This is a genomic window from Pseudarthrobacter sp. J47, assembly GCF_049810315.1.
Classification (GTDB): domain Bacteria; phylum Actinomycetota; class Actinomycetes; order Actinomycetales; family Micrococcaceae; genus Arthrobacter.
In genome coordinates, this window is record NZ_CP187358.1 from 463,766 (window position 1) to 480,419 (window position 16,654).

Genomic DNA, 16,654 nt, shown 5'->3' on the forward strand with positions numbered 1-16,654 from the left:
CGAAAGGAATCCCATGACTTCGACTACTTCTTCTTTTGCCGCCAACCCGGCCAGGACCAACCCGGGCCGGGTGCTGGTGACCGGCGGCGGGTCCGGGCTTGGCGCCGCCGTCGTGCATGCCGTACTTCAGGCAGGCGGCACGCTGGTGGTGCTGGACCGGGACATCAGCACGGTGTCCCAGGCCAAGGCGTACGAGGTGGATGTGTCCAACCGTGCAGCCGTTGAAGCGGCCGTACGGGAGGCGGCGGAAACGCTCGGGGGGCTGGACGCCGTGGTGACCGCTGCCGGGATCGACCGCTGCGGGAAGCTGGCGGACGTGGACGCAGGCGAGTGGGAACGCGTGATTGGCGTTAACCTGATGGGCACCGTGTCAGTGGTCCGTGCCGCGCTGCCCTACCTGGTGGAGACGCATGGCCGGGTGGTGACGGTGGCGTCCACGCTGGGCAAACGTGCCGTTGCGGATGCCACCGCGTACTGTGCTTCCAAGTTCGGGGTGGTGGGGTTCAGCCACGCGCTCGCGGCGGAGACCGGCGGGCAGATCGGCGTGACCACCATCATCCCGGGCGGCATGAAAACCCGCTTCTTCGATGACCGGACCGAGCAGTACAAGCCGCAGGACGATTCGCGGCTCAATGACCCGGAGAACGTGGCGCAGGCGATCCTGTTCGCTCTCTCGCAGCCGAAGGGATGCGAGGTGCGCGAGATGCTGGTCTGCCACGAGGAAGAGGGCTCCTGGCCCTAGCCTGGGCTAGGTGCTGGGCACCTTCCCGCTCGGCACCTTGGCGGAAGGCCGCCGTCGTAAGAGGCCTGTAACGGTGTTGCAGAGCGCCCAGTAGGCAACGCCTGCCGCGAGCGAGGCAACCAGCGCGAGCGGCAGGCTGCGGTCCGCCAGCAGCGGGTACACCAGCCAGTGGACCAGGTAGATGTGCATGGAGGCGCTGGCCAGCAGCACCATGGGCTTGCTCAGCGCCCTCGGCACCGGGATGGAAGGAAGCCAGGTGAGCAGCAGGATTCCGGCCACCACGGTCAGGTCCCGGGAGGGGTTCTCGAAGAATCCGGGGACCGTGAGGATCGCCAGCGCAGATACCGTCAGGCGCTGCAGCAGATTGCGGGAGGCCGCCACCGCCCAGCCCAGGGCGAACAGCCACAGCGCGGGAGTGGTGTGCGGGATGCCCGGCTCCACGTGCTCGTACCGGGTCAGGAGCCCGACGCCGAACACGGCCAACGGAAACAGGAACTGCAGGTGCCGCTCGGCGCGGTAAACCCATGGGATGGCCAGGAGCGCGGAGACAGCCAGCAGGATGTAGACGATCACCTCCACAAACCAGAAATGCCAGTGCGTGGTGACTTGCTCGGGGCCCAGGATGGCGTTCAGGAGCACAATGTTCAGCAGGCTGTAGCGGTCCGTGACCAGGTAGGCGAAGGCGATGAACACCATGGCGGGTATGGCCAGCCGGGCCAGGCTGCCGAGTTGGCGCCGGAGCCGGGGCAGTCTTTCGCCGGTCAGCTGGAACCTGGCGAAGTTGAAACCGGCCGCGGCGATCAGTACATGCGCCATGCCCTGCCAGTGCAAGAGCCCCATATGCGTGCCGGCAATCAGGACGATGCCCACGGCACGCAGGACAATGCTGGTGTCGATCGGCGCGAACAGGCGCTTCCTGCGGGAGGGGCGGCCGCTGCCCTGGGGCTTCGGTTCCAGGTCCCGGACTGGAGTTACGTGCCAGTTGGCCGGGAGGTGGCCCAGCGCCTGCTCCAGCCGGACCGAGGCGGCCACGAAGGACAGCGAATCACCTCCGAGCGAGACGAACGTGTCAGTATCCGCAATGTCCTTGACCTCCAGGGCGTCCTCGAAGATCTGCCGGACGCTGGGTCCGCCCTGCCCGTTGCCGGCGTCGGCCTGGGATTTGGGTGCCGCTTCGGGGACTGCAGCCAGGGCGGCAACGGCGGAGTAGTCCAGCTTTCCGGTTCCCAGGCGCGGCAGTGCTTCCACGGCATGAAGTTCGACGGCGGTGCGGGGCAGGCCCACGCCCTGGGCGAGGACTTTGCCGAGGAGCTGCGTATCGTGACGGCCTTCGACGGCCACGATGAGCCGTTCGTCCAATCCGGCGCTTGCCGCGGCGACTCCCAAGTCAGCCAGGATGCGTTCCACCTGGCCCAGATCCACGCGCAGGCCCACGATCTTGACGAACCTGCTGCGGCGCCCCACGATCTCGTAGAGCCCGGCGGCATTCCTCCGGGCGAGGTCCCCGGTGCGGAGCTCCGTGATGGTCCTGCCCTGGGCCAGGTCCTCCGGCTGCTCCGCGTAGCCAAGCATGACGTTGGGCCCGCTGTACACCAGCTCGCCGTCGGCCAGTCCTTCCACTGGTTTGATCCGGAAGGTGCCGCCCGGCACGGGGATGCCGATCGCCGTCGGATATTCAACGGCCAGGTCCGGCGGGAGGTAGGCCATACGGGCCGTTGCCTCAGTCTGGCCGTACATCACGAACAGGTCCCAGCCTTGCCGCCGGCCCAGCTGCGCGTATCGCTGCACCGCGTCCGGTGCCAGCCTGCCGCCGGCCTGGGTGACGTAGCGCAGGCTGGGGAGCTCCATGTCTGCGAATCCCACGCGCTCAAGGAGTTCAAAGGTGTAGGGCACGGCGGCGAAGGACGTGGCATCCGCGCGGCGGAACAGATCCCAGAAACAGGAGTCCACCACGGAAAGGTCAGTCAACACCAGGGTGGCACCGCGCAGGAGGTGGCTGTTGATCACGGAGAGGCCGTAGCAGTAGGACATGGGCAAGGTGGTGGCTGCCCGGTCCGCTGAGGTGATGCCCAGGTAGGTGGCGATGGACTCGGCGTTCGCCTGGAGGTTGGCGTGGGAAAGCCGCACCAGCTTGGGTGAACCGGTGGAACCTGAGGTGCTCAGAAGGAGGGCAAGGTCCGGATGAAGCCTATGAACCGTCCCCGGCCGGCGTTCGTCCAGGGTGAACTGGCCGTTGGCCGAATGCAGCACGACGTCCGGGTTGTAGGCGGCCACCAGTGATTCGAGGGCGGCCGGCTTGTTCTCCGGGAGCAGGATCAGCGGGTGGCCGGATGAAAGGGCGGCAAGGTACGCCACCAGGGAGTCGACGTCGTTGGAGGCGGCCAGCGCGATCAGCCGCCGTTCGGTACCCAGTTTCCAGGCAAGGCTGCAGACCCTGTCGGCCAGGTCCTGGTAGCTCAGGGTCAGTTCGTCGGTGATGAGGGCAGGCCGGTTTCCGTGGCCAGCAAGATCGGCAGCGAACGGCACCCGCGCGGATTCAAGCTGCGTGGTCATTCGGCTGAGTTTATTAGCTAAGGCTTACCTATGTGAAAACGTGCCGTTATAGACCATTGGATGGAGAAATGAAAGCGGTTTATCGCTCTGCTGCGCTTACTCCAGTTCGGTGAGGATGACCGGGCCTGACTTTGTAACGGCGATGGTGTGTTCGGAATGGGCGGTGCGGCCGCCGTTGGCGCTGCGGAGTGTCCAGCCGTCCGGATCCATGACCAATTTGCTGGTGCCGGCCATTACCCAGGGTTCGATGGCCAGGAGCAGGCCGGGCCGCAGTTTGTAGCCGCGTCCCGGGACGCCGTTGTTGGAGATGTGCGGGTCCTGGTGCATGGTGCTGCCCACGCCGTGGCCGCCGAATTCAAGGTTGACCTCAAAGTTGGCTGCTTCCAGTACGGAGCCGATGGCGTGGGAGATATCGCCGATGCGTGCGCCGGGCTGGGCAGCCAGGATTCCGGCGTCGAGTGCCTTTTTGGTGGCCTCGATCATGCGCTGGTCCTCATCCCTTACGGCGTCGCCCACCGTGAAGCTGATGGCGGAATCGGTGACCCAGCCGTTGAGGCTGGCCGCGAAGTCGAGGGTCAGGAGGTCGCCGTTTTTGAGGACGTAGTCGTGCGGCAGTCCGTGCAGGACGGCGTCATTCACGGACGTGCAGATGACCTTGCCGAACGGGCCCCGGCCGAAGGACGGTGCGTAGTCCACGTAGCAGGAAACCGCTCCGGCTTCCTCGATCATCTTCGCTGCCCAGGTGTTGAGCTGCAGCAGGTTGACGCCGGGCTTGGCCTTCTTCCTGAGCTCGGCGAGCGTCCGGGCCACGAACTGGCCGGACGGGCGGGCCGCGTCCACTTCCCGGGGCGTAAGAACTTCGATCACAGTCATCCTCCGTTATAGGTATACCGGTATTACTATAACGGTATTACTATTGGGGGATGGTTAGAGTCCCCCTGAGTCCTGAAGAGATCCACCGCGGCAAACTGCTGGGCGAGGTTCTTCGGGAAGCCCGTGGGGAGCGGACCCTGGGCCAGGTGGCCGTCAGTGCGGGAGTTTCCCCGGAGACCCTCCGGAAGATCGAGACCGGACGGATCGCGACGCCGTCGTTCGGGATCGTCGCCGCACTCGCCGTTGAGCTGGGCCTGTCCCTGGACTCCATGTGGACGCAGCTTCAGGGCGCGTGCGGGGAACGGCTCGAGGAAGCGTCGTAGGGCTTTTTCGTTCCCTGGCCGGCCTCCCGCGCGCCCGCCCCTGGCCGGCTCGCTGGACACCGGGCTAGGTCGCCGAAATCGCTGAAAAAGCAAAGTAGGTACCGGCAGTGCTGGGTTTTCCAGATGCCGGTACCTACTAAAGAGGACGATCCGTTTTACTGATTCGTTTCGTGCTGCGTCTTATTGAGCTTCCGACGCTGTGCGTTGCGGCCGACGAAAAATGCTGTAAAAAGCGCGACGGACAACACTGCAAGCGCGACGGCACGCCAGGCGAAGTCTTGCGCGTTGGTTACGTCTCCTCGGCTCTCAATCTCCTGAAAAAGGATCGAAGTCAGGCCAGCGAGTAGCAGCGCCAAGGCTCCGCTGGCGATGGCACCAACAAGAGATAGTCTCAGCCAGTTTCGCTGTTTGCTCATGTTAGCGGCCATGAAAAACTGCCCATAGGCGGCCACGAAAGTGCCCACTGACGGCCAGTAAAACTGCCCGTCGGTGGCCATGAGATCTGCCCACTTCCTTACTGAAACGACCGCGTGCTTATGCGGTGGGGGCCTCTCCCTGGGGTTTGATGACGGTGTCTAAGCGCACCAAGCGAACCAGGAAGAGGCCCTGTATGAAGTCTGACGGAGAAATCATGGAAATTCTTGCTGCCTACGATCTGACCGGATCATTGCGCGCCACCGCGGAGCTCACCGGCTGCTCGCACCACACCGTTGCCAAACACGTCGCCGCCCGGGATGCTGGCAGGCCGATCGGCGAACCGCCGGTCCGGGGCCGGGTCACCGATGCGTTCCTGCCCAAGATCGAGGAATGGATCGAAGCGTCCAAGGGGAGGATCCGTGCCGATAAGGCCCACGAAAAGCTCCTTGCTCTGGGCTACACGGGTTCGGAGCGGTCCACCCGCCGGGCGATTGCGCAGGTCAAGGCCGCGTGGCGGCTGGGCCACACCCGCCTCCACCGGCCGTGGATCACCGAGCCTGGGATGTGGTTGCAGTACGACTTCGGCGACGGGCCCCGGATCGGCGGGGTGAAGACCATCCTGTTCGTTGCCTGGCTGGCGTTCTCCCGCTTCCGCATCGTGATCCCGCTGAAGGACCGGACGGCGCCGAGCGTGTTCGCGGCCCTGGACCGGTGCTTTCGGATTCTCGGCGGTGCACCGACGTATGTGCTGACGGACAACGAGAAGACTGTCACCACCGCCCACGTTGCCGGGGTCCCGGTCCGGAACCAGCAGACCTTGGACTTCGCCCGGCACTACGGGGTGACCGTGCTGACCTGTCAGCCCGCGGACCCGGCCACTAAAGGCGGGGTGGAAGCGTCCGTGAAGCTCGCCAAGGCCGACATCGTGCCCAAAGACACCAACCTCCGCGACGAATATGCCACCTTCGCCGAACTCGAAACCGCCTGCCTGGCGTTCATGGACGAGGTCAATCACCGTGAGCACCGGACGACGCGCCGCAAACCCGCGGCCATGCTCGCCGAGGAAGCCCCGCGGTTGCACCGGATCCCGGACACCGCCCACACCGTCGCGTTCGGCCTCGCCCGCACCGTTCCGGAGAACACCCCGATGGTCACCTTCGAAAACGCCCAATACTCCGTCCCGGCACACCTGCTCGGAGCCCGCGTGTTCGTCCGCACCCACGGGACCGGGCCCGGCGAGCAGGTCATCATCGTCCACCACGGCACGACCGGTCCGGTCGAAGTCGCCCGCCACGACCGGGCCCGGCCCGGCAGCCCTGCCATCAACGATGACCACTTCCCCGGAACCCGGACAAAGGTCCCCGGCGACTACGAGGTCAGGGCCCGCAGCGCCGACGAGGCAGCGTTCCTGGCCATCGGCGAAGGCGCCAGAACTTGGCTGATCGAGGCCGCCGCGGCCGGAACGGCACGGATGAACGTGAAAATGGCAGAAGCCGTCGCCCTAGCCAAAATCGCCGGCACCGACCAGGTCGACCGCGCCCTCGGCGACGCGGCCCTGCATGGCCGGTTCGCGCACCAGGACCTCGCCTCGATCCTGAACGCCAGCATCCGCCGCACCACCACCCACACAGCCAACGAAGCGACATCCCTCACGCAAGGCACCAGTGCGTGGGCCGCGATGGGCAACTCCGCACTGAACAGCACCGCCAAGAACACCGCCAGGGAGGAGGCCCGATGAGCCCCGTCACCACGACCAACACCGCCGCTCCGCCGCTGCCGGCGGACCTGGAGGCCCTGATGCGGTCCCTGAAAATGCCCCACGCCCGGGCACTGGCCCCGGACCTGATCGCGACCGCCCGCGCCCAGCGGTGGGAACCGGCCGAGGTCATCAAGGCCCTCTTCGCCGAGGAAGCCGCTGGCCGGGCCCGGTCCATGCTCGCCTCCCGCCGCAAAGCAGCTGGCTTCCCGACCGGGAAGACCTTCGAGGCCTGGGACCCTGCAGCGTCCTCTATCCCCGCCCCAACCCAACAGGCCCTCCGGACCTTGGAATGGATCACCCGCAGGGAAAACCTGGTCGTCTGCGGACCCTCAGGCACCGGGAAAACCTTCTTCCTCGAAGCCCTCGGTCAGCAGGCCGTCGAAGCCGGGATGCGGGTTGCCTGGTTCCGGCTCGAGGACCTCGGCGTCCTCATTCGCGCCCATCGCACTGACGACAGCGTCACCCGGGCTGTCGCCCGGATCCTCCGCGCCGAGCTCGTGGTCATTGACGATATTGGCCTGCTGCCGGTGGCCACTGACGCCGCCGAAGGCCTCTACCGGGTGGTTGACGCAGCCTACGAGAAGCGCTCCGTCGCGATCAGCTCCAACCTTCACCCGGCTGGGTTCGATGAGCTCATGCCCAAGACCCTCGCCACCGCGACCGTTGACCGGCTGCTGCACCACGCCCACGTCTGCCAGACCAGCGGCGATTCCGTCCGCCTCACCCAGGCCCTCGCCGGAAAAGGAGTCGCCCGCCTGACCTGACCAAAACAGACGATGGCCAACCCCGCCGAAACCAATCAGTGGGCAGATCTGTTGGCCATCACCGGGCAGTTTTACTGGCCACCAGCGGGCACATCAACTGGCCGCCCATGGGCAGAATCTAATGGCCATTGACACGCTCATTCGATATGACTCCTCATGATCATGTTTCAATGGAGATTTGCTGTTTCCCAGTTGCAATGGTGGAAAGCCACGCCGTTGGTCCAGACTGTTTTGCGATCCGGGCGGAACCGTTCGAGATTCCAGGTGCCAGCAAAAGCGTTTCCGAACGCGTGGCAGTCGAATTGCTGTCGCAGCGTCGCCTCGCTCCACAAAATTGGGCCAATTGGAACTGGGCCCCCAAGCGACGGCCTCGCTCCAACCAGCGCCGGTCATCACCCAGGGTGGCATCCCCCGACCGAAGTCCGTCGGATTCATGTTTACTCGACGGCCGCCATGCGACGTGGCAGACAACCTTTTCGACTTCGCGGGGCATCTCTTCAACCTACCGACCTACCGCTGCGTTCGTCCGAAGCCACGGCAACTGCTGACTTAAATTGCCCGGTAAAGGACCGGCTTGCGGGACGACTTACGGGCGGGCCTCCTCCGGACCGCCGGGGGTCACAAAAAGGGAAACACCTTGGCAGCTCGGGTATGTGTGGCTAGCTAGTGGGTCAGTCGGTGTCTTGCCCATTGCGCCCTTGGAAGCACACAATGAGTCAATTGCTGGCGATCCGACGATTCAAGGCGTACCTCTATGAAGCCGCTTGAATATCCCCGAGTTTCCCTCGTTTGGGCTGCAGTGGGAATCGTGCTTGTTCTGACCTTGGCTTTACTGGAAGAGGGCTGCCCTCACGTCGGCGTCAAAAAAGCGTTCTGTCAAGTATTGGCTGGCATCAAACTCCAAACCGAACCAGTCGAGAATGACTAGATTGATGTGGGAGTAAGTGGCTGAGTCATAGCCCTTTTCAGATTTTCCTCGGATGACCTTGCCAAGTTGAGCGCGAAAAGCGTCGAGGCTAGGTGTTTCTGTTATGACAGCAGGCAGATCCGGATGTCGGGTGTTCCCGTCCTTGTCTGAGACCTTCACCCGGACGGATTGAAGAACTTTGACGTCCTTCTTGTGCAGATGCGCGCCCCCAGACCACAGGCGACGAGGGTAGCCAGGGATCAAGTTGAACCTTGCAATGGACTCGTTGACGAACAGCTGCGTGATCTCTACGCCGAAAGGCTTCATGTTCACCCGATGAACAAGTTCGAAATCGGGACGTTCGTTTGGGGTCACGCTGTGAAATCGGGAGACGCTGTAAACCATCTCTAAGATGGCAGTCTCGTGAGCTCGTTTACGCTCTTCCTGTGTCATTCCCGCAAAGGGATCAGGAACAGGTGTGTCAAAGTCCATGTCCCATCCTTTACCTGAATGCAATTACTGCGACAGCTGTTGGACGACGCTCGGTATGAACCCCAAAGTGCTGATCAATGCCAGTGTGGCAATGCCGTACCCAACGGCGAGAGCAGCGATTGCTAGCCCTTTGCCTCGCTCGTCTCTGAGGTGGATTTGATTCAGGGCAACGTGCCCAGCGCCCACTGCAAAAACAGCAAGAACCGCGACTCCAAAAACCCAAAACCCTGATGCTGCTATGACAGCAAGAACAATCGATGCAATGGCTAGTTTGTTCAGTCCATGGGTTGCTGTGCGAGTCGCATCTGTAGGTGTACTCATTTGGTCCCCCAACCTAGTTGTGAGAGCGAGTCTAGCTCTGATCCGTCGTCTCCGCGGGGCGCCTGGTCACCTGAGCTTGTTCATTATGGCTGCCCGTATGCCGGTGACCCATCGGACCTCCAAGCGTCGTGGTGAAGGATCCCTTACCTGGCGCAGGTGGATGCGGATTGGCGACGTTGCTCGGCCTTGCCTGTATTTCAAACCCGATGCTTAGTGCCCTCGAGGTCACTCTAATGGAGGGTCTGTCGCGGTGAGATCGACGCGTTGCTCGGGCTGCGGAGTCGTGGCATGGGCCGAATCCGCGGGCGGAGCATCCGGGCGCTTCAGCCAAGCGTTGGATTCCGCATCTCCGTGCGCCACGACCTCGACAGCCACAGAATCCCAGCGATAGACGATGGTACCGGCGGCGGGACGTTGCGATGTGATGTAGAACAGTCCGGGCCAAGCTAGGGCTCCGATGGGAGCCCCGTCCGGATCAGGATTCGACAAGCTCACTCCGGCGTCCCCTGCCACATCGCGGCCGACGTGAAATGGCAGCCCGACAACATCAGGCACCGTCACCCGATCAGCGAACCTATCTTCCATTCTCCAAATCTACTCCGAAGGAATCCGCTGCAACGGCGTCCGGTGGGGGATCCCCTTACGGGCGCTGAATCGTCCGTAGAGCCACCGGCTTACGGGACAGTCCGAGCCAGCAGCGTTCAGACTGTTTCGCCGTCTTCCGTGAGACGTACCGATGTCCCGGAATGCTGGTAGCTACGCATATCGTCTTAGTGCTAATCGCCGTTGACGGGACTCACCGGCAGCCTCTGCGCGTCCTGGTCCAAGGGTTCTGCGGCATACTCGGGTCATGGTTGCTCAACGGAAGTCCGCTCAGTCTGCTGCCAAGTGGCGGTCCGAGGGTGACGTGTGGATTGATCACTCATCGCTCGACTTCTCTGATGTGGAGTGGCTATCGGGTGTCCGGCGCCTGACGCTCTGGGCGGTAAAGATTCCTTCGGGCTTGTTGGCCTCGCTGCCGCAGCTTGAGTGGTTAGACCTCCGCGGGGGTTCCGAGGCGTCCATCGACGTCGTTGAGGGTTGCTCTAAGTTGAGCTATCTTGCTGTCAATCAGATCCGTGGTCTGCATGATCTGTCGGCTCTAAGTGCTCAAACGAATCTTCGGCTGCTGAGCCTCTATGGATTGCCACAAGTGCGGACTCTTCCTTCGCTCGCTAACTTTCTGAGTCTCAAACGAGTCGAGATTGGATCGATGAAAGGGCTGGCTGGGTTGGGGCCGCTCCTAGAGGCGCCGCATCTGGAGGAACTGGTGCTTATAAGAGCAGTCTCTTTGAGTAGTACTGATCCGGAGGCTGTCGCTGCCCACCCTTCGCTGAGGGCCTTTGAATGGTTTGCGGAAGATGTGCCGGTCAAGACCTGGGTTCCGGTCGTTGATCGAGTAGGGCGCCCAAAAGCTAAAGCTTTGAGTGCTTTGGATTGGTTCGATCAGAATCCGTGATCCAGGAGGATTCCGTTCCAGACTCTTTGCTTCGGTTGAGGTCTACTGATCAATATCTAGGAATGGCCGGCATGAAGCGAGGTCCGGGTTCCGCTATGAGCGGGGCCGGGACCTCGGTTACTAGACCGCGGAAGATTGCGTTGGGTGCTCCCAGGCGTTCGATGCCTGCTTCCCGCAGTCTCCCCAGCGGGCCAACGCCTAAGTCCACTCTGAAGCGTCCGGTAAAGGATCCTCTTACGGCGCGGGAGGCCTAGATTCGCGGAGGCGTTCAAATCCTAGGGGACACGATTGTGAGGTCCTCGCTGCTCACACGCGGGGCCAGGTCGTCTGCAACGCGAGAGCATCCACTTCAGACGCTCCTGCCTTCAGCCGGAATGCAAGTCTGGAGGACGGTGATACCCGGATCGAGTCAGTCCTTGTTGAGTTCCTGGGCAAGCATCACCAGGATGCCGCTGGGGCCGCGGAGGTATGTGAACTTGTAAACGTCGCCGTAGGTTGCCACGCCCCGCAGCGGGTGACAGCCGTGCCTTGCGGCGACCTCGAGGGCCTGGTCAATATCGTCAACGGAGAAGGCCACGCGGTGCATGCCGATCTCGTTGGGCAGCGTGGGGTTTGTCTCGATCGCCTGGGGATTGATGTATTCGAACAATTCGAGGCGGCCCTGACCGTCCGGGGTCTGGAGCATCGCAATCCTGGCGTGGTTTCCATCAAGGCCCACGGCGGTATCGGTCCACTCGCCGCTGACGGTGTCGCGGCCGATGACCGTCAGGCCCAAGTCCGTGAAAAAGGCGATGGTTTCCTCAAGGTCGCGGACGGCGATGCCAACGTTTTCAAGTTTGATGGGCATGGGTTGAAGCTACCAACTCCACCACGTCGGCGTAAACGTCCTTCACCGCCACGGACCCCACCAGGGTTTCATCATGTGGGCAGCGTGGCGCGGTCCAGCCCACCTGGCTGACGTCCGCGCCGCACACCCCGCACCTGGTCTGCCAGGAGATATGGATCCGGTGCCGCATTCGGCCCAAGGGACCCGCGTTGATCACGTTCCCCGCCCAGTACACGCCAACGGTGGGCGTGCCCAGGAACTGCGCCAGGTGCCGGGGTCCGCTGTCGTTCGCCACCACCACGGAACTGCCTGCCAACAAGGCGGCGAGCTGCCCCAGGCCCAGTTGCCCGGCCAGCGACTGAACCATCGAAGAACGCTCGGGCGCAACCTGCTGCCGCCCCAACTCCACCACCGAGGTGGCCAAAGGGGCATCCTCGGCGCCGCCAACTACCAGCACCCGGCAGCCGTCGTCGATTGCCTTCGCGGCGAGTTCGCCAAAGCACTCCACCGGCCACCGGCGCCGCGGATCCGTAGCCCCCGGATGAATGGTCACTACGGGAACCCCGGAGCCCGGACTGCCCTGGACGTCATCAACAAACCGGGGGAGCGGACGCAGGCGGCACTCCACACCAACAGGCGCAGCGCCGGCCAGTCCCACAATTTCCAGGGCCCGCAGCACCTCGTGCTGGTAGTAGACGTAGGGCAGCGACCGGTCCAGCGGAGCGGCGTCGGGAGTCCTGGCGCCGATGGTGTGCCGCGCACCCAGCCTGTGGAGGAAGGGATTGGAGAACCGCCCGCCGCCGTGCAGCTGGACGGCCAGGTCAAACTGCCGGGACTGCATGTCCGCAAAAAAGCGGTCCAGTTCCGCAGGGTCCTCTGCCTCGTCCGGACCCGGCGGCCGCACGCCCTCCGCAAACGGCAGCACGTACACCTCATCCAGCGGCGTCTCCACCTCCCCGGCGAGCGCCGCGTGCAGCGGAGTTCCCAGCAGGGTCACCGTCGCGCCGGGATACGCCGACTTCAGCGCCGCCACGGCAGGCAGCGCGAACATCAGATCCCCCAGCCCGCCGCCGCGGAGCACGGCAATCCGGGAGACGCCGTCGAACTTTTTCAGAACGGGCCCGACGCCGGAACTTTCGCCGGGCACCGAAGGATCCTCACGCAGCAAAACAGTAAGCCCCCTTAGTAATTGATGAATCTCACCATAATGCGTGGCCGCGTGGCACGCCATCGGCAGGAGGGTAAAGGAGCCCCGGCCGCCCATAACGCGTGTGTGAACTGCCGCCTGCCGGGGTACGTGTTTCGCAGGAGGTAGCCATGCAAGCTGACACACAGCAGGAAAACGGCGCCGGAACCGAAGCCGCCGCCCCCGATGTCCTGACAGTCCTGAACCCCCGCACCGGGGAGGTCGCCTCAGAGGTGCCGGCGGCCTCCGAAGAAGAGGTCAGCCGCACCATCAGCGCGGCAGCTGCGGCGTGGCCGGACTGGAAAACGACCCCCAGTGCGGACCGTGGCGCCTTGCTGCATGCCGCCGCGGATGCGCTCGCCGAAGCCGCCAACCAACTCGCCGAAACCAACGCCCAGGAAACGGGACGGCCGGTGCCTGAAGCGCGCGCGGGGATCGAGGCAGGAATCGGAACACTGCGGCAATACGCGGAACTCGGCCCGCTGCACCGCGGCTACAGCCTCCGCGGAGGCAGCCTCGCCAGCGATTACACGGTTCCCGAACCCCGCGGAGTCGCCGCCGTCCTGACGCCCTGGAACGATCCCGTCGCCGTGGCGTGCGGCCTGATCGGCGCCGCACTGGTCACCGGCAACACCGTGATCCACAAGCCCAGCGAACGCTGCCCCCGCCTGGGCCGCGAACTGGGCGAAGTGCTGGAGCCGGTCTTCCCCGGCGGCGTGTTCAGCACGCTCTCCGGAGGGCCCGACGTCGGCATGCTCCTCACCCAGGACTTCGCCGTCTCCGTCATCGCACACGTCGGTTCCAGTGACGCCGGCGCCCGGATCGCCCGCGCCGGAATGCTGACCGGGGCGCACGTTATCCGCGAAAACGGCGGCAACGATCCGCTCCTGGTGGATGCCGGCGTCGATCCCCAATGGGCCGCCGAACAGGCCGCGATCGGCGCGTTCAGCAACGTGGGCCAGATCTGCACCGCCGTCGAACGCATCTACGTCCACCGCGACATTGCCGGTCCGTTTGTGGAAGCACTCGCGGAAGAAGCACGACGCCGGAACACGGATGGGAGCCTGGCGCCCCTGGTGGATACGCGCATGCGCGACGCCGTCGCGGGCCAGGTTTCGGAGGCCCTGGCACGTGGTGCCGAGGCGGTGGTGGGCGGCGAAGTTCCCGACGGGCCCGGCGCCTTTTATCCCGCAACAGTACTGACGGGCTGCACGGACACCATGGAGATCATGCTCCGGGAAACCTTCGGCCCCGTGGCACCGGTGCGGGTGGTGGAATCGTTCGCGGAGGGGCTGTCCCTGGCGGCCTCCGGCGATTACGGGCTGGCCGCCACTGTCCTGACGGGGAACCTGGAGCATGCGCAGCAGGCCATCGCCGGCCTGCCCGTGGGCACCGTAAAGGTCAACGCGGTGTTCGGCGGCGCTCCCGGCGGATCAGCGCAGCCACGCGGCATCAGTGGGCAGGGCTTCGGCTACGGGCCCGAACTCCTGGACGAATTCACCCGCGTCAAGGTGGTCCACCTGGCGGCTCCGCCGGGCGGTCACCCCGAAGAAACAGGCGGTGCACAATGACCACCACCCCGGACCTTTCCTCCCAGCGCGCCCTCTCGGACACGCTCCCGCACGTCCTCGCCGAACGCCGCCCGGAAGTCACGGTGATCGGTGACGTGATGCTGGACGGCTGGTGGACCGGCAACATCGAACGCATGTGTCGGGAGGCCCCGGCGCCCGTGGTGGACCTGCTCCGCCGCGAATTCTCACCCGGCGGCGCCGCGAACACCGCCATGAACCTGGCCGCCCTGGGTGCGAAGGTGACACTGGCCGGAATCGTGGGAATGGACGCCAACGGTGAACGGCTGAAGGCACTGCTGCACGACGGCGGCGTGGACGTCCGCTACCTGCTGCAGCTTCCCGGCGTGGTCACCCCCACCAAAATCCGGGTCAGCAGCGCTGGCCAGATTATGTTCCGGCTGGATGACTGCGCCGCACCGGTGCCCGAGGACGCGACGGACACGCTGGCCGGCCTGCTTCCGGAGGCCGTTGCCGGCAGGGACGCCGTGATCATCTGCGATTACGGAACCGGCACCCTGGAAAACGGCATGATCGGGAAGGTGGCTGCCGCCGTCGGGCTGGCCAAGGGGCGGCCGCTGACAGTGGTGGATGCCCACGATCCCCGCTGCTGGTCCGTGCTGGAACCGGACCTGGTCACGCCCAACGCGATGGAAGCCTCGCGGATGCTGGGGCTCAAGCTGCCGGATGGCCCCGCGCGTGCACCTTTCCTGGCCGGGCAGCGGGACCGGATGCTCCAGCTCACGGGGGCCAAAGCCGTCGTCGCCACGCTGGACCGGGACGGCACAATCCTCCTGACGGACGGCACCTCGCACAGGACCTGGGCGCGTCCCGCCACAGAAAAGCAGGCCTCCGGTGCAGGGGATACGTTCGTGGCTGCATTGACTATTGGGCGGGCCTGCGGGCTGCCGCTCACCACCAGTCTGGACCTGGCGCAGGCGGCCGCGGATGTTGTGGTGCAGCAGGCCGGTACCGCCATTTGCCGCACCGAGGAGCTCAGCAGGTACCTGGGCAGCTTCGCCGAAACCACCCTGGAACCCACGGAACTGATGGCCCGGCTGGAGTCCGAACGTGCCCACGGGAAACGGATTGTGCTGACCAACGGCTGCTTCGACGTCCTGCACCGCGGCCACACCCGGTACCTGAACCAGGCCCGTCAGCTGGGCGATGTGCTGGTGGTGGCCCTGAACAGTGACGAGTCCGTCCGCAAGCTCAAAGGGCCAGGCAGGCCCATCAACCATGTGGCGGACCGGGCCGCGGTGATCGGTGCGCTGAGCTGCGTGGATTACGTGACGGTCTTCGACACCCCCACGCCCATTCCGCTGATCCAGCAGATCCGCCCGGAAATCTATGCGAAGGGCGGGGACTACACGCCCGCCATGCTCGCGGAGACCTCAGCCGTGGAGGAATGCGGCGGTGAGGTGGCCATCCTGGACTACGTTGCCGAGCAGTCAACCAGTGCCGTGGTGGAGCGGATCCGTAACGGTGCGCGGGAGGTGGAAGCCTGAGGGTGGATTAGGCTTGGAGCCATGACAAAAACCCGGGCTGGTGGTCCCGTTGAGGGCGTTTATTACATCGACACCGGGGACTGCGAACTGATCGCGGACCAGGACAATTCCACCGGCTGGCTGCTCAAAATCAACGGCGTGATGAGCTCTCACATCGACCTTGCCGATCCGCTGTTCCTGGACTTCGAGTACATGCGCTGGATCGCTGCGCTCATTGAATCCCGCTGGCCACCGGCTTCTGCGGGAAGCCCGGTTGGATACAAGCTGCGCGGCCTGCACCTTGGCGGCGGCGCCTGCTCCATGGCCCGGTACTTCCACGCCGCCTACCCGGACGCACGCCAGGTAGTGGTGGAACTGGACGGGAAGCTGGCCGATTACGTCCGCGGCTGGTTCGACCTCCCCAGGGCCCCGCTGCTCCGGCTCCGTGTGGGCGAGGCCCGCCAGGTCACCGAATCGCTCACCCCGGACACCCGCGACTTCATCATCCGGGACGTCTTCTCCGGCTCGCTGACCCCGCGCCCGCTCACCACGCTCGAGTTCATCGGCCACGTCCGCAACGTCCTGGCCCCCGGCGGCATCTACGTGGTCAACTCCGGCGACGCCCCGGACCTGAAGAACGCCCGCGAAGACGCCGCCACCATCGCCGCCGCCTTCGAATACACGGCCCTCATTGCCGATCCCGCCATGCTCAAGGGCCGCCGCTACGGCAACATGATCATGGCAGGCTCCGACAAGCCGTTCGACGACGATCCCTCCCTCGCCCGCCGCCTCCTGGGAGGTGCCGTCCCCGCCCACATCTGGAACGACGCCCAGGTCCGCGCCTTCGCCAAGGGAGCCCCGGTCCGCCACGACCCGCAAGCCCTGTGATCGAGCCGGCCCGGTGATCGAGCTTGTGGTTGAGCTTGTCGAAACCCGAG

Annotated in this window: 15 protein-coding genes; 8 read left to right on the forward strand and 7 right to left on the reverse strand. The window is 64.7% G+C overall.

Annotated features, from left to right (window positions below; all coding sequences use genetic code 11):
• Positions 1-13: 13 nt before the first annotated feature.
• Positions 14-742, forward strand: a complete 729-nt coding sequence (locus ACPJW8_RS02065) for an SDR family oxidoreductase (RefSeq protein WP_330189462.1) — start codon at positions 14-16, stop codon at positions 740-742.
• A 6-nt stretch (positions 743-748) separates the two neighbouring features.
• Here the strand turns inward: ACPJW8_RS02065 and ACPJW8_RS02070 are convergent, their stop codons facing one another.
• Both ACPJW8_RS02070 and map read right to left on the reverse strand, forming a co-directional pair.
• Entirely contained in the window at positions 749-3,295 is a 2,547-nt protein-coding gene (locus ACPJW8_RS02070) for an AMP-binding protein (protein WP_330194302.1), read from the reverse strand.
• Positions 3,296-3,391: 96 nt separating this feature from the next.
• Positions 3,392-4,162 (reverse strand): type I methionyl aminopeptidase, encoded by a 771-nt coding sequence (gene map / locus ACPJW8_RS02075; RefSeq protein WP_330194301.1) that lies wholly within the window; start codon positions 4,160-4,162, stop codon positions 3,392-3,394.
• 56 nt (positions 4,163-4,218) lie between these two features.
• On the opposite strand from map, the gene ACPJW8_RS02080 reads away from it, so the two are divergent.
• Complete coding sequence (locus ACPJW8_RS02080; protein ID WP_330189453.1) at positions 4,219-4,491, forward strand: helix-turn-helix transcriptional regulator; 273 nt, start codon at positions 4,219-4,221, stop codon at positions 4,489-4,491.
• A gap of 155 nt (positions 4,492-4,646) precedes the next feature.
• On the opposite strand, the gene ACPJW8_RS02085 is transcribed toward ACPJW8_RS02080, so the two are convergent.
• Positions 4,647-4,988: a hypothetical protein gene (locus ACPJW8_RS02085; RefSeq protein WP_330189452.1), complete on the reverse strand. Its 342-nt coding sequence runs from the start codon at positions 4,986-4,988 to the stop codon at positions 4,647-4,649.
• Positions 4,989-5,101: 113 nt separating this feature from the next.
• On the opposite strand from ACPJW8_RS02085, the gene istA reads away from it, so the two are divergent.
• Both istA and istB read left to right on the forward strand, forming a co-directional pair.
• Positions 5,102-6,646: an IS21 family transposase gene (istA, locus tag ACPJW8_RS02090; RefSeq protein WP_330194300.1), complete on the forward strand. Its 1,545-nt coding sequence runs from the start codon at positions 5,102-5,104 to the stop codon at positions 6,644-6,646.
• On the forward strand, positions 6,643-7,431 hold the full coding sequence (gene istB / locus ACPJW8_RS02095) for an IS21-like element helper ATPase IstB (protein ID WP_330194299.1): 789 nt from the start codon (positions 6,643-6,645) through the stop codon (positions 7,429-7,431). Before istA ends, istB begins: the two co-directional genes overlap by 4 nt.
• An 829-nt stretch (positions 7,432-8,260) precedes the next feature.
• Here the strand turns inward: istB and ACPJW8_RS02100 are convergent.
• Positions 8,261-8,830, reverse strand: a complete 570-nt coding sequence (locus ACPJW8_RS02100) for a hypothetical protein (protein WP_330189449.1) — start codon at positions 8,828-8,830, stop codon at positions 8,261-8,263.
• Positions 8,831-8,854: 24 nt separating this feature from the next.
• Positions 8,855-9,151 (reverse strand): DUF4190 domain-containing protein, encoded by a 297-nt coding sequence (locus tag ACPJW8_RS02105; protein ID WP_425256399.1) that lies wholly within the window; start codon positions 9,149-9,151, stop codon positions 8,855-8,857.
• Between the two features lie 850 nt (positions 9,152-10,001).
• Between ACPJW8_RS02105 and ACPJW8_RS02110 the strand changes: the two genes are divergently transcribed.
• Complete coding sequence (locus ACPJW8_RS02110; protein WP_330189448.1) at positions 10,002-10,649, forward strand: hypothetical protein; 648 nt, start codon at positions 10,002-10,004, stop codon at positions 10,647-10,649.
• Positions 10,650-11,058: 409 nt separating this feature from the next.
• Here ACPJW8_RS02110 and ACPJW8_RS02115 read toward each other — a convergent pair whose 3' ends face one another.
• Together ACPJW8_RS02115 and ACPJW8_RS02120 are read right to left on the reverse strand one after the other, a co-directional pair.
• On the reverse strand, positions 11,059-11,496 hold the full coding sequence (locus tag ACPJW8_RS02115; RefSeq protein WP_330189447.1) for a VOC family protein: 438 nt from the start codon (positions 11,494-11,496) through the stop codon (positions 11,059-11,061).
• On the reverse strand, positions 11,480-12,622 hold the full coding sequence (locus ACPJW8_RS02120) for a glycosyltransferase family 9 protein (protein ID WP_330189446.1): 1,143 nt from the start codon (positions 12,620-12,622) through the stop codon (positions 11,480-11,482). The genes ACPJW8_RS02115 and ACPJW8_RS02120 overlap by 17 nt, the downstream gene beginning before the upstream one ends.
• 170 nt (positions 12,623-12,792) lie before the next feature.
• On the opposite strand from ACPJW8_RS02120, the gene ACPJW8_RS02125 reads away from it, so the two are divergent.
• From ACPJW8_RS02125 to ACPJW8_RS02135, 3 genes are read left to right on the forward strand one after another with little or no spacing between them, the layout of a single operon-like run.
• The gene (locus ACPJW8_RS02125) at positions 12,793-14,232 is read left to right on the forward strand and encodes an aldehyde dehydrogenase family protein (protein WP_330189445.1); all 1,440 of its coding nucleotides are present in this window, start codon (positions 12,793-12,795) and stop codon (positions 14,230-14,232) included.
• Positions 14,229-15,737 (forward strand): D-glycero-beta-D-manno-heptose 1-phosphate adenylyltransferase, encoded by a 1,509-nt coding sequence (gene rfaE2, locus ACPJW8_RS02130; RefSeq protein WP_330189444.1) that lies wholly within the window; start codon positions 14,229-14,231, stop codon positions 15,735-15,737. The genes ACPJW8_RS02125 and rfaE2 overlap by 4 nt, the downstream gene beginning before the upstream one ends.
• A 21-nt stretch (positions 15,738-15,758) precedes the next feature.
• Positions 15,759-16,604, forward strand: a complete 846-nt coding sequence (locus ACPJW8_RS02135; RefSeq protein WP_330189443.1) for a fused MFS/spermidine synthase — start codon at positions 15,759-15,761, stop codon at positions 16,602-16,604.
• The last annotated feature ends 50 nt before the right edge of the window (positions 16,605-16,654 follow it).